The following is a 13,709-nucleotide window of genomic DNA, read 5'->3' as shown; positions in this document are numbered from 1 at the left end:
AGCGGCACGGGCGGCAACGGCGACGTGGCCGTGTTCCGCAACGGTGCGACGGGCGGCACCGGCGGTACCGGCAGCGGCGCCGGTCACCGTGGCGGGCGTGGCGGCGAGGCGACGGCTACCTTGACGGCCCGCGTCGGCGGCGCCCAGGCGCTGGTGTCGAGCAGCATTATCGGCGGCGCCGGCGGTGCCGGCCTGCTGGGCGCGGATGGCGGCGCCGGTGCCAATGCCGTGCTGCGCAATACGCTGGACGTCGTCACCAACGGCGCACTGGAGTTGTCCTTCGATGCCACTGGCGGCGCCGGCGGCGACAGCGCAGGCGGCAAGGCCGGCGCGGCCGGTGCCGGCGACGCACGCCTGATCTTGAGCGACCAACAGGCGACAAGCGTCAAGGCGACGGTCAATGCCTACGGCGGCAAGGGCGGCAATGCCACGGGCGCTGCCGGCCTTGCCACCGCCGGCGCCCGCGGGACGGCCCAGGCCGATGTCGTGGCGCGCGGTCCCCTGTCCGTGGCAGTATCGGCCAAGGGCGGTGCCGGCGGCGACGGCGCCAATGGGGCGGGCCAGGCCGGGGGCGAGGGCGACGCGCGCAGCATCGCGCGCGGCGAGGGCGACATGGCCAGCAAGGCCGAGGCAACGGGCGGCACGGGTGGTGCCGCCACGGGCCTGGGCAAGAGAGGGGGCATCGGCGGCGCGGCCACGGCCAGCGCCACCGTCTACGGCCTGCGTGGCAAGGCCGATGTCGCGGCAAAGGTCATCGGCGGTGATGGCGGGGTTGGCAGCGGCAACGCGAACGGCGGCGCCGGCGCCACCGCCCGTATCTCCAACGCGGTCTACGGCACTACCACGGGCGCCCTGACGCTGACGCAGGCGGCCCACGGCGGTAACGGCGGCGCAGCGTATGCCAACGGCGATACCGCGGGCCGCCAGGCCAGCGGCGGCCAGGGTGGCTCGGCCTACTCCTACCTGGGCTACACCGATGCGAACGCCGCCAGTATCGATGCGACGGTCAATGCCTATGGCGGCAACGGCGGACGCGGACAATACGGTGCCGTCGGTGGCAACGGCGGCGCGGCCGAAGCCATACTGAACCTGAGCGCCAGGGCGGCCGGTTCACAGGCCAGCGGCAAGGTCAACGCGGTTTCCGGCAACCTCGGTCTTGGGCGCCTGGCGGGCACTGCGACCGGCGACGCCACTGCACGCGTGACGGTATCGGCCATGGAGCGCGCGGTCGCCGAAGCCGGAGCCGGCGTGATCACGACCACCGCTGGCGCCATGGGGACCAAGGCCGAGGCCTTTGCCCGTGCCGTCTCGACCGGCGAGGCGCGCGCCGATGCCCATGGCAGCAACAGCGATGTGGGCGGCACGACCACCATCCGCGCCGAAGCCCTGGGCGGCATCCGCACCACGCATGCGCAGGCCTTCGGCAGCGGCAAGTCGGTCGATGTCAGCGCTTTGTCCCAGGCCACCGGTGCGACCGGCAACTCGAGCCGGGCCAGCCTTTCGGGGTCGGGCCAGCTCAAGTCCGAAAGCGTCTCCATCGACGGCAGCGGTGTGCGCGTGCGTACCAGCGCCCAGGCCAGCGTGACCGGCGCCGAGTGGGCCGCCCGTACTTCCGCCAATATCGGTGGCGCCATCGCGGAGCGAGCGTTGACCGACGACGGGCGCTTCAACTATGCCCATGCGACGGCGGCACCGGCGCAATCGGCCGTGGCTGCCGTCCTGGCCGGCTCGCCGGAAGTGGCCGCCGCGCTGGCCGACGGCCAGGTGATCGGCGTCGGTGCCATGGGCGCGCGTTATTCGATGGAAGGCGTGCAGGCGGCGGTGACGAGCATCTCGGCGACGAACTTCCAGTTCAGCACGAGCGCGCCGGGCTACCTGACCCTGGGCCTGTTCAATCCGCAGGCGCTGGACGCGGGCTTCGCCGAGCTGGCGCTGACGATCAGCAATCACGGCACGCAGATCTTCACGCGCTCGTTCGACAGCCTGTCCGACGCCCAGCTGTTCTTCAGCGACCAGGCCATCAGCCTGGGCCTGCTGGGCGCGGGCGAGCAGGACCTGCTGGTGACGACGCAGTTCACGCTGGGCGAATACGGCGGTTTCGGCTTCCAGTATGCGCTGGGCGTGTCGGCCGTACCGGAACCCCAGACGTGGCTGCTGATGCTGCTGGGCGTGCCCATGGTGATGGTGGTTCGGCGGCGCAAGGGCTGACCGGCAACACCGCAACCAGGAAAACCGGTGCACTGCACCGGTTTTTTTTCGTGCGCAGCCGTCGTCCGTGCGCTTCGCCAGGACCGGCCCCGATGTCAGTCGCCGCCACCGCCGCCACCGCCGCCGCAGCCGCCGCAACTGCCGCCGTCGCCGCTGCTGCCGCCGTCGCTGTCGCAGCCGGACGCACCGCCGCTCCATCCGCCGTCGAAGCCGGCCGTGCTGCCGCCCATATGGGAACGCAGGCAGCGCTCGCGCCAGCACTTCAGGTCTTGGCTGCCGATCAAGCCGGCATCGAACAGGGACCAAGGGTCGGTGCCGGGCGGAACCTGCGCCGCATGAGCGGGAACGCCGCGTTCATCCATGTCCGACAAGACCATGAAGCCGCGCCGTTCGTGGTAGGCGAAGCCGCCCGGCATGCACAGCTTGCGGTCGGTGGCGAACAAGCCGGGCACGCCCGGACCGGCCAGGTTGCGCCGCTCCAGCAAGCGCGCCATCACCAGGCTGCGGGCCATCGGCAGCTGCATGCCACCGGACATGTCGCCCGCTTCGACGTGCGCGATACGCCGCCCGAAATGCCGCTCGCAGAAGGCATCGAGCGTGGCGGGTGAGTGCCGCAGCCACGCATGCCAGACCGAATCGGCCGCCTTCGACGGCAGCGCGCATGGCATGTGGTGACGCTTGACGCACTCGAAGAAGGTCAGCAGCGCATCGGCGGCGCGGGCATAAAAAAAGGCATCCGTCGGGATGCCTTTGAATTCGATGTGCGCGCTGCGCACCCAGTCGTCGTACAGGCCCGGAGGCATGTCCCGCAAGGCCTTGCGGTTGCGGGAGGTGAGACGAATGAGCGCGGCGCGGCTTTTGTTCAGTGTGTCGGACAGCTTTCCTGCCATGGTGTTGCCTCCTTTATTGTTGTTTTTATGGAGGCCATGGTGGCACAGCTTTATGACAGGCCGATGACATGATCCATCAGTGCCGCCCCGCCGTCAGGAACAGCACGATGCATACCCCAAGCGCGATCAGCAGCACTTGCGGCACGGTTTCCTTCATCGTCGCGCGGCGCTGCATCTGCGGCATCAGGTCGCTGACGGCGATGTAGATGAAGCCGGAAGACGCGAACACGAGCACGTAGGGAATCAGGTTGCTGGCGCGGTCCAGGGTGTAGTAGCCCAGCAGGCCGCCGGCCACGGCCAGCAGGCTGCACAGCAGGTTGTAGACATAGGCGCGCGTGCGCGAGAAGCCGGCGTTGAGCAGCACGATGAAGTCGCCGATTTCCTGGGGAATCTCGTGGGCGATGATGGCCACGCCCGTGACGATGCCCAGCTTCGGATCGGCCAGGAAGGCCGCCGCGATCAGGATGCCGTCCGTGAAATTATGCATGCCGTCGCCCAGCAGGATCATCCAGCCGGCGCGGCCCGCCTCGCGCTTGTCGTGACCGTGGGCGTGGTGGTGGCCGTCGCCTTCGTGGTGGTGCGAATGGCGCAGGATGGCCAGCTTTTCCAGCATGAAGAAGGCCAGCAGGCCGGCCAGCAGGGTTGCGAACAGCGTGCGCGGATCGGCGCCGGTCTCGAAGGCCTCGGGCAGCGCATGCAGCAGCGACGTCGACAGCATGATGCCGACGGACAGGCTGACCATGCGTTCGACGACCCGCGACAGCAGCGCGAACGAGAAGATGGCCGCCGCCGAAATGCTGACGATGCCGGCAACCGTGGTCGCCAGCAGGATGGATGTGAGTACCGGATCGATTTTAATGCCTCTTGAGCTTGCCGCGGCGCGCCGGGCCGGGACGGCGGCAGCGCGCAAACCGGACATTTTACCGTCCGGCTCGCTCTTCTGCTCGAAAGACTACGGAAAACCTGCCGGCAGCCGCGCCGGCTCAGGCGACGCCGTTCTCCTTGAACCACTCCACGGCGCGCTTCCAGCCGTCCTTGGCGTCGGCTTCGACGAAGCTGGGGCGGTAGTCCGCATGGAAGGCGTGGCCCGCTTCCGGGTAGATGACGAAGGTGGAACGGCTGCTGCCCTTGGCCAGCGCCGCCTTCATCTTCTCGACCGATTCCAGCGGAATGCCCGTGTCCTTGGCGCCGTACAGGCCCAGCACGGGCGCCTTGATGTTGGCGGCGACGTCGACGGGGTGGCGGGGCGTGTTCGGCGTGGCGTCGCCGACCAGGCGGCCATACCAGGCCACGCCGGCCTTGACGCCGGGATTGTGCGCCGCGTACAGCCACGTGATGCGTCCGCCCCAGCAGAAGCCGGTGATGCCCAGCTTGTCGGCACTGGCCCCACCCTGGCGGGCCCAGGCGACGACGGCGTCCAGGTCGCGCATGACCTGCAGGTCCGGCGTCTTGCTGATGATGTTCTTCTGCAACTCGGCGATGGACGGTTCCTTCTGCGGATCGCCCTGGCGCGCGAACAGGTTCGGCGCCAGCGCCAGGTAGCCCAGCTTGGCGAAGCGGCGCGCCACGTCGGCGATGTATTCGTGCACGCCGAAGATTTCGGAAATCACCAGAATCACGGGCAAGCCCGTCTTGCCGGCCGGCTGGGCACGGTAGACGGGCACCGGATAGCCGTCGACGAGGACGGTGACGGTATCGGCCGTCAGCCCTTCCGTATCGGTCTTGACGGCCGTCTGCGCGCTGACGGGCAACACGGCGGCGGCAAAGCCCGTACCCAGCGCCGCTTTCAGCATGTCACGGCGGCTGATGCCTTCGGCTGCGCCGATGAGGCTCTTTGCATCGTTGTGCAGGTCGTTCATGCGTTCTCCAGAAAAAGGGCGGATCGTCAGGATTGAACCATGTCGGTGCTAAAAAGCCAATATTTTTATGAAAACACTGGTCAACCCCGGTTCGGCGTCAGGCCCCTGGAAGATGTACCGGGTTTGCAGAACGGCGGGTGCGGCGACGACTAGTGAGCTCAGTGCGCGGAGGCGCCTGAGCTCGCATGCGTAGTTGCGCGGAAGCTCAGTGAGCTTCCTCCCAATTCTTCCCGACGCCGACTTCGGCGACGAGGGGCACCTTCAGTTCGGCCACGCCCGCCATCAGCCGGGGCAAGGTCTCGCGTACCAGTTGCAGTTCGTCGTCCGGCACTTCCAGCACCAGTTCGTCGTGTACCTGCATGATCATGCGCGACTTCAGGTTTTCCTTTTCCAGCCAGTCCTGCACGGCGATCATGGCCAGCTTGATCAGGTCCGCCGCCGTGCCCTGCATGGGCGCGTTGATGGCGGCCCGTTCGGCGCCCTGGCGGCGCGGGCCGTTCGGGGAATTGATCTCGGGCAGCCACAGGCGGCGCCCGAAGACGGTCTTCACGTAGCCCTTGGCTTTCGCTTCCAGGCGCGTCTCGTCCATATACTGCTTGACGCCCGAGAAGCGCTGGAAGTAGCGGTCGATGTAGTTCTGCGCGGCGGCGCGGTCGATGCCCAGGTTGGCGGCCAGGCCAAAGGCGCTCATGCCGTAGATCAGGCCGAAGTTGATCACCTTGGCGTAGCGGCGCTGCTCGCTGTTGACTTCATCGGGCGGCACGCCGAAGATCTCGGCCGCCGTGGCACGGTGGATGTCGATGCCTTCGGCAAAGGCGCGCAGCATGGCTTCGTCGCCGGAGATGTGCGCCATGATGCGCAGCTCGATCTGCGAATAGTCGGCCGACACCAGGTGGCTGCCCTCGGGCGCGATGAAGGCTTCGCGGATGCGGCGCCCTTCGGCCGTACGGATCGGGATGTTCTGCAGGTTCGGGTCGTTCGACGCCAGGCGCCCGGTCACGGCCACGGCTTGCGCGTAGTTGGTGTGCACGCGGCCCGTCTGCGGGTTGATCATCTTCGGCAGCTTGTCCGTGTAAGTGGACTTGAGCTTGGCCATGCCCCGGTATTCCAGCAGGATCTTGGGCAGCGGGTAGTCCTCGGCCAGCTTCTGCAGCACCTCCTCGTCCGTCGACGGCGCGCCGCTCGGCGTCTTCTTCACCACCGGCAGTTTCAGCTTGTTGAAGAAGATCTCGCCGATCTGCTTCGGTGAACCGAGGTTGAAGGGCTGCTCGGCCAGTTCATAGGCCTTCTGTTCCAGTTCGACGATGCGCGCGCCCAGCTCATTGGACTGCGTGGCCAGCAGGCCCGCGTCGATCAATACGCCGTTGCGCTCGATCTTTTGCAGCACCACCGCCGTGGGCAGCTCGATCTTGCTGTAGATGGCCGTCAGGCCTTCGTCGCCGGCCACGTGGCCGTGCATGGCCAGGTGCAGGCGCAAGGTGATGTCGGCATCCTCGGCGGCGTAGTCGGTAGCACGCTGCAACTCGACCTGGTCGAAGCAGATCATGCTGGCGCCCTTGCCGCACACTTCCTCGAAGGCGATGGTCTTGTGGTTCAGGTGGCGCATGGCCAGGCTGTCCATGTCGTGGGTGCGGTGCGATTCGAATACGTACGATTGCAGCAGCGTGTCATGCACGACGCCGCGCAAGGTCACGCCATGGTTGGCGAAGATGTGCGAGTCGTACTTCAGGTTCTGCCCCAGCTTGCCCTTCGTGGCGTCTTCCAGCCAGGGTTTCAGTTTTTCCAGCACCAGTTCGCGGGGCAGCTGCTCCGGCGCGCCCTGGTAGCGGTGCGCCACGGGGATGTAGCAGGCCAGGCCCGGCTCCGTCGCCATCGAGATGCCGACCAGTTGCGCCGTCAGCGGATCGAGCGACGTGGTTTCCGTGTCCAGCGACACCAGCTCGGCGGCCGTGACGCGGGCGATCCACTCGTCCAGCTGCTCTTCGGTGACGACCAGGTCGTAGCGCACATTGGCCGGCGGCTGGGCGAACATGTCGCCGGTGCCGCCTTCCGGGGCGCTGGGGGCCGTCTGGCCCGGCACCTGGCTGGACGGCGTCATCGCGCCCAGTTCGCGCATCAAGGTCTTGAAGCCGTACTTCGTGAAGAAGCCCAGCAGCGATTCGTGGTCTTCCTCGCGCGCCACCAGCGATTCGCTGATCGACATCATGTGATCGGCCAGGTCGCAGTCCGTCTTCACGGTGATCAGTTCACGGCCCCTGGGCAGCCACTCCAGCGCCGCCTTCAGGTTGGCGCCGACGGCGCCGCCGATCTTGTCGGCATTGGCCATCACGCCTTCGAGCGTGTCGTACTGGGTCAGCCACTTGACGGCCGTCTTGGGGCCGCACTTGGCCACGCCCGGCACGTTATCGACGGTGTCGCCGATCAGGGTCAGGTAGTCGATGATGCGGTTCGGCGGCACGCCGAACTTGGCCAACACGCCCGCCTCGTCCAGCTTCTCGTTGCTCATCGTATTGATCAGGGTGACGTGGGGCGTGACCAGCTGGGCCAGGTCCTTGTCGCCGGTCGAGACGATGACGTCCATGCCGTTCTTCTCGGCCGTGACGCACAGGGTGCCGATGACGTCGTCCGCCTCGACCCCTTCGACCATCAGGATGGGCCAGCCCATGGCCCGCACGGCCTCGTGGATCGGCTCGATCTGCAGCGACAGGTCGGCCGGCATCGACGCGCGCGTGGCCTTGTATTCGGGGTAGAGGTCGTCGCGGAAGGTCTTGCCCTTGGCGTCGAAGACGCAGGCGATATACGCGGCCGGATAGTCGGCGCGCAGGCGGCGCAGCATATTGACCATGCCATGCATCGCGCCGGTGGGATGGCCGTCCGGGCTGCGCAGGTCGGGCAGCGCGTGGAAGGCACGGTAGAGGTAACTGGAACCGTCAACTAACAGCAGGGTTTTTTGCATGATCCGCGGCAAACAAGGGCAAGATTTCGAATCCGGCATTATCGCAGAGTTTATGGCCAGGCCTCGGCACCTTGCCGCCGTTGCAGGCATGCCGCGCCTACCCGGCCGCCCCGAGCCGAATTTCGCCGTGCGGCAGCGGCAATGGTGTCGGTTTGTTACAATGGCCCAACCATCCGAATATTCCGAATATCACGGGCTCCCTTAGAGGTTCCTCATCATGCGCGCTTGCACCTTCCGTTCCGCCCTTCTGCTGGCCCTGGCGGCCGCCACCGGCATCGCCGCCGCCCAGTCCACCGAGCCGCCCAAGCTGGAACAGCTCAACGATGCGGACACGCCGATCACCGTCACGCCCAAGGAAAGCCGCGAAACCACCACCAGGGTGCAGCGCCAGAACGGGCGCATCGTGCAGGAAACCGTGCAGGCGGGCGGCAGTACCTATACGGTCAAGCCGAACAACGCCACCGGCGGCGGCACGTCGCTGCCGGGCGATGCGGGCGGCACCGGCATTCGCGGCCCCCAGTGGACCGTGATGGAATTCGATATCGCCAAGAAGCAGAAGCAGCGCAGCGCCGATGCCGCCGCCGCGGCGGAAAACGCCGAGGACGCGCCACCGCCGCCGCCACCGCCGGCCAAGCGCTGAACGACACGGGTTCACCCCCACCCCCGGTCCTGCCGGGGGCCGGGTGGACCTTTCACCTTTTCCCGACTTTTTTACTGGTTTCTCATGGCAGTGTTTACCTCGGTCAGTCTGGATGACGTCCGGCCCTGGATCGCGCAGTTCCCCCTCGGCGAAGCCGTGGCGCTGAAAGGCATCGCGTCCGGTATTGAAAACAGCAACTTCTTCCTGACGACCCAAAGCGGCGACGTGCGCACCGAGCATGTGCTGACGATCTTCGAGAACCTGGGCTTCGAGCAGCTGCCGTTCTACCTGCAGCTGATGCGCCACCTGGCCGGCCATGGCGTGCTGGTACCCGAACCGGTGCCGAACCACGACGGCCAGTTGTGCGTGCCGCTGCACGGCAAGCCGGCGGCCATCGTCTCGAAGCTGGAAGGCAGCTCGCAGATGGACCCGCAGCCCGTGCACTGCGCCGCCGTGGGCGACATGCTGGCCAGGATGCACCTGGCCGGGCGCGACTTCCCCCTGCACCAGCCCAACCTGCGCGGCATCGCGTGGTGGCACGAGACGGCGCCTGCCGTGCTGCCCCACCTGCCCGAAGCCCAGGTTCAGCTGCTGCGCAGCGAAATCCACTTCCAGGAAGCTTTCCACGGCTCGGATCTGTACAAGCGCCTGCAGCAGGGGCCCGTGCACGCGGACCTGTTCCGCAATAACGTGATGTTCGACGGCGAGCGCCTGACGGGCTTCTTCGACTTCTACTTCGCCGGCTGCGACACGTGGCTGTTCGATGTCGCCGTCACTGTCAACGACTGGTGCATCGACCTGGACACGGGCGTGCTCGACACGGCGCGCGTGCGCGCCATGCTGGACGCCTACCACGCCGTACGCCCGTTCACGGCCCACGAGCAGGCCGGCTGGCAATGCGCGCTGCGGGCCGGCGCGCTGCGCTTCTGGCTGTCGCGCCTGTACGACCTGTACCAGCCCCGCGCGGCGGAGATGCTGACGCCGCACGATCCCACCCACTTCGAACGCATCCTGCGCGAGCGCATCGCCACGCCGGCGCCAAGGCTGTTCGCATGAACCCGACACCCGCAAGTGCCGGCTGGGGCTGGGTCAAGCAGGGCTTCGCGCTGTTTCGCAAGCAGCCGGGCGGCATGTCCACCTTGTTTTTGGGTTACATGATCCTGACCGCGCTGCTCAGCCTCGTGCCCCTGCTGGGCCAGCTGGCGCAGATCGTGCTGCTGCCCGTGTTTTCCGTCGGCTTCATGCGCGCGGCCCAGCAGATCCAGCTGGAGCGGCCCGTCGTGCCGTCGCTGCTGGGCACGGGCTTTCGCCAGCCCATGCTCAAACGCCTGTGCGTGCTGGGCGCCCTGCACCTGGGCGCGGCCATCATCGCCGCCGGCGTGCTGTTCCTGGTGGCCGATACGGAAGCGCTGCAGAAGATGGCCACGGGCCAGACCCAGCCGGACCCGGAACTGCTGCGCGATTCCGGCCTGTTCGGCGGCATGCTGACGGCGATGCTGCTGTACCTGCCGGCCGTGACGATCATCTGCTTTGCCGTGCCCCTCGTGTTCTGGGGCGGCATGGGCCCGGGCAAGGCCATGTTCTATGCCTTCTTCGCCGCCAAACGGGCCTTCCTCGCCTTTGTCGTGTTCGCGTTCAGCCTCAGCGCGATTGCCCTGTTCAGCTCGCAGATCGTGTTGCTGCTGCTGGGCTTCGGTCCGTTCTCGATCGCCCTGCTGCGGGTGGTGTTCGTGCTGCTGTTCGGCGTCGCCCACTGCGCCCTGTACGCGGCCTACTGCCATATTTTCGGCACCCCGCCGGCCGACGAGGCCCCCATCGCGAAGCCGCCCCTGAACGGCTGACGCAGCGCAGTGAACCGGTCCCGCAGCCCGCATGGCTGCGGCGGCCGGGGGGCCCGCCCGGTATAATGAGGGGATGCAAAATCTCCTCCTGAATCTCAATCCCGAACAACTTGCCGCCGTTACCCTGCCGTCGCAGAACGCCCTGATCCTGGCCGGCGCCGGTTCGGGCAAGACCCGCGTGCTGACCACGCGCATCGCGTGGCTGATCCAGACGGGCCAGGTCTCGCCGGCCGGCATCCTGGCCGTCACGTTTACCAACAAGGCGGCGAAGGAGATGCTGGCGCGCCTGTCGGCAATGTTGCCGATCAATACACGCGGCATGTGGGTCGGCACCTTCCACGGCCTGTGCAACCGCCTGCTGCGCACCCATTACCGCGACGCCGCCCTGCCCCAGTCGTTCCAGATCCTCGACTCGCAGGACCAGCTGTCGATGATCAAGCGCCTGCTCAAGGCCAACAATATCGACGACGAGAAGTATCCGGCCAAGACGGTCATGTACTTCATCAACAACCACAAGGACCAGGGCCTGCGCGCCGGCCAGATCGACGCCTATGACGCCACCGAGCGCAAGCTGGTCGAACTGTACGCGCTGTACGACGACCAGTGCCAGCGCGAAGGCGTCGTCGATTTCGCCGAGCTGCTGCTGCGCACGTACGAACTGTTGTCGCGCAACGAGCCCCTGCGCGAGCACTACCAACAGCGCTTCCGCCATATCCTCGTCGACGAGTTCCAGGATACGAACAACCTGCAATACAACTGGCTCAAACTCCTGGCCGGCCACGGCACGCAGCGGGGCGGCGCCCTGTTCGCCGTCGGCGACGACGACCAGAGCATCTACGCCTTCCGCGGCGCCAACGTGGGCAATATGGCCGCCTTCGAGGCCGAGTTTCACGTGCAGAACCTGATCAAGCTGGAACAGAACTACCGCTCGCACGGCCATATCCTGGATTCGGCCAATATGCTGATCGCCAATAACAGCAAACGCCTGGGCAAGAACCTGCGCACGGACGCGGGCCATGGCGAGCCGGTGCGCGTGTACGAGGCCAGCTCCGACCTGCAGGAAGCGCAGTGGATCATCGAGGAGGCGAAGAACCTGATCGCCGAGGGCGCGTCGCGCAGCGAGATCGCCATCCTGTACCGCTCGAACGCCCAGTCGCGCGTGATCGAGCATGCGCTGTTCTCGGCCGGCCTCCCGTACCACGTGTACGGCGGCCTGCGCTACTTCCAGCGCGCCGAGGTCAAGCACGCCATCGCCTACCTGCAGCTGATGGACAATCCGCACAACGATTCGGCCTTCCTGCGCGTGGTGAACTTCCCCGCGCGCGGCATCGGCGCGCGCACCCTGGAGCAGCTGCAGAACGCTGCCGAAACCTACAATATCTCGATGTATGCGGCCGTTCCTTATATGGTCGGCAAGGCCGGCACGTCGCTGGGCGGCTTCGTCAAGCTGATTGAAGGCGTGCGCTTCGAGACGCAGCAGATGGCCCTGCCCGAGCTGGTGCGCGTCACTTTGGAAGCTTCCGGCCTCCTGGCTCACTACGGCCTGGAAAAGGAAGGCGCCGACCGGGTGGAAAACCTGGAGCAGATGGTCAACGCGGCCACCCAGTTCGTCTCCGAGGAAGGCTTCGGCCAGGGTGCCCCGGCCCACCTGGGACCGCAGGCGCAGGCGCAGGCCGGCGAAGCCATTGTCAATGTGGACGGCATCGAAATCCTCGACGCCGATGCGCCGCTGGCCACCGTGATGTCGCCGCTGTCGGCCTTCCTGTCGCATGCGTCGCTGGAAGCAGGCGACAACCAGGCGCAGGCAGGCCAGGAAGCGCTGCAGCTGATGACGGTGCACTCGGCCAAGGGCCTGGAATTCGACAACGTCTTCATCACGGGCCTGGAAGAAGGCCTGTTCCCGCACGAGAGCAGTTCGAAGGAAGAAGGCGGCGTGGAAGAGGAACGGCGCCTGATGTACGTGGCCATCACGCGGGCACGCAAGCGCCTGTACATGTGCTTCTCGCAGACGCGCATGCTGCACGGCCAGACCCGCTACAACATGAAGTCGCGCTTCTTCGACGAGCTGCCCGAGGAATCGCTGAAGTGGCTGTCGCCGAAGGTGCAGAGCCACTGGTTCGCCAACAAGAAGGCGACGTGGGAAGACGCGAAACTCAGTGGCGGCAGCGACAACGCCATCGCGCAGCGCATCGCCCAGCAGAAGACGGGCGGCACCGGCTGGCGCATCGGCGAATCCGTCATCCACGGCAAGTTCGGCGAAGGCGTCATCGTCAATATCGAGGGCAGCGGCAGCAACTGCCGCGCCCAGATCAACTTCGGCAGCGCCGGCATGAAGGTGCTGGACCTGTCGGTGGCGAAGCTGGAGCGGGTGGCGCGCTAAAACCGGGGACAGTCCCCTGTTTTGAGGCAATGGCCTGGCCGCGTCATCCGGCTTTGGCGGGCGTCGCCTGGCCCTTGCGCAGCGCCTCGTCGATCAGGGCGCGGGTTGCCCGATCCGCCTCGATGCTGAGGCGACCCTGTTCGGCGCCCAGCCGGCCCATCTTTTCGCCCAGCTCGTTCATGGGCTTTTGCAGCGCCGTCATTTTTGCCTGCAGCGCCTGGATGCGGGCGTTGTCCGGCTGCGCCTTGGCCTGCCGCGCCGCGATGCCGGCGGCCATGCCGTCGATCTGGGCTTGCAGCGGCACCATGCGTTGCTGCAGGGCCTCCATTTGCCGCGCCAGCTTGTCGCGCGCGCCGGCCGATTCCTGCTGGCCGAGCTGGCGGCCCAGCGCTTCCAGCTTTGCGCCCAGGCGTGCCAGTTCGCGGGTCTGTACTTCCATCTGCCGTTCCGTGGCGCGCTGGTAGCCCGTCACATGGAAGGCCGCCATTTCCTGGCCCAGCCTTGCGCCCACCTCGCCCATCTGCTTGCCGTGCGCCTCCATCGCGGCGCTTTGTTCCCGCATCCGTGTGCTGTGTTGCTCCAGCGGCGCCCAGGCCGCGCGGGCCTTCGCGACGAGCGCCGGGTCCGTGACGACATAGCGTTTGCCATCCTGCTTGATCCACACGAAATCGCCCGCATGGGCAGCCTTGGCCCTGGCCAGTTCGTCCAGGTCGGCCTTGTTCAGCGACGAGGCGTAGGTACGACCTGTATGGCGCTGGACAATGGCGTAGCCGTCCGGGCGATCGTCGAAGCGCACGGTGATGTCGTCCTTGCCCATCGGGCTGGCCGACAACGCGGGCGCCGCTGGCGGGGCCGGTGGCGCTGGCATTGCGGGTGGGGCTGGCGCGGCAGCTGGGGCTGGAGCGGCGGCGGGTGCTGCCGCAGCGGCTGGAGCC

9 protein-coding genes and 1 pseudogene are annotated in these 13,709 nt (G+C 67.0%); 5 read left to right on the top strand and 5 right to left on the bottom strand.

The genetic code is table 11. The features are described from left to right. The coding region (locus GM672_RS24965) for a PEP-CTERM sorting domain-containing protein (RefSeq protein ID WP_155473234.1) at window positions 1-2,208 on the top strand (2,208 nt) is incomplete at its 5' end. Between the two features lie 95 nt (window positions 2,209-2,303). On the opposite strand, the gene GM672_RS24960 is transcribed toward GM672_RS24965, so the two are convergent. From GM672_RS24960 to polA, 4 genes are all read right to left on the bottom strand, one after another. After that, window positions 2,304-3,098 (bottom strand): UCP032817 domain-containing protein, encoded by a 795-nt coding sequence (locus GM672_RS24960; protein WP_155473233.1) that lies wholly within the window; start codon window positions 3,096-3,098, stop codon window positions 2,304-2,306. A 76-nt stretch (window positions 3,099-3,174) separates the two neighbouring features. Further along, on the bottom strand, window positions 3,175-4,017 hold the full coding sequence (locus tag GM672_RS24955) for a ZIP family metal transporter (RefSeq protein ID WP_371867100.1): 843 nt from the start codon (window positions 4,015-4,017) through the stop codon (window positions 3,175-3,177). 64 nt (window positions 4,018-4,081) lie between these two features. After that, window positions 4,082-4,957 (bottom strand): dienelactone hydrolase family protein, encoded by an 876-nt coding sequence (locus tag GM672_RS24950; protein ID WP_155473232.1) that lies wholly within the window; start codon window positions 4,955-4,957, stop codon window positions 4,082-4,084. Window positions 4,958-5,162: 205 nt separating this feature from the next. Continuing rightward, window positions 5,163-7,913: a DNA polymerase I gene (gene polA, locus GM672_RS24945; protein WP_155473231.1), complete on the bottom strand. Its 2,751-nt coding sequence runs from the start codon at window positions 7,911-7,913 to the stop codon at window positions 5,163-5,165. A gap of 217 nt (window positions 7,914-8,130) precedes the next feature. On the opposite strand from polA, the gene GM672_RS24940 reads away from it, so the two are divergent. From GM672_RS24940 to GM672_RS24925, 4 genes are all read left to right on the top strand, one after another. After that, complete coding sequence (locus GM672_RS24940) at window positions 8,131-8,553, top strand: hypothetical protein (RefSeq protein ID WP_188915900.1); 423 nt, start codon at window positions 8,131-8,133, stop codon at window positions 8,551-8,553. An 84-nt stretch (window positions 8,554-8,637) separates the two neighbouring features. Then, window positions 8,638-9,609, top strand: coding sequence for a homoserine kinase (locus GM672_RS24935; protein WP_155473230.1), 972 nt, complete (start codon window positions 8,638-8,640; stop codon window positions 9,607-9,609). Then, on the top strand, window positions 9,606-10,394 hold the full coding sequence (locus GM672_RS24930; protein WP_155473229.1) for a BPSS1780 family membrane protein: 789 nt from the start codon (window positions 9,606-9,608) through the stop codon (window positions 10,392-10,394). The genes GM672_RS24935 and GM672_RS24930 overlap by 4 nt, the downstream gene beginning before the upstream one ends. A 73-nt stretch (window positions 10,395-10,467) precedes the next feature. After that, complete coding sequence (locus GM672_RS24925; protein ID WP_155473228.1) at window positions 10,468-12,774, top strand: UvrD-helicase domain-containing protein; 2,307 nt, start codon at window positions 10,468-10,470, stop codon at window positions 12,772-12,774. A 43-nt stretch (window positions 12,775-12,817) separates the two neighbouring features. Here the strand turns inward: GM672_RS24925 and GM672_RS24920 are convergent. Continuing rightward, window positions 12,818-13,709 (bottom strand): annotated as a pseudogene (locus GM672_RS24920) (hypothetical protein); the annotation flags it as partial.

Source organism: Pseudoduganella buxea (assembly GCF_009720835.1).
Lineage (GTDB): Bacteria > Pseudomonadota > Gammaproteobacteria > Burkholderiales > Burkholderiaceae_D > Rugamonas > Rugamonas buxea.
The sequence above is the reverse complement of the archived record's forward strand: the minus strand, read 5'-3'. Positions and strand labels throughout refer to the sequence as shown.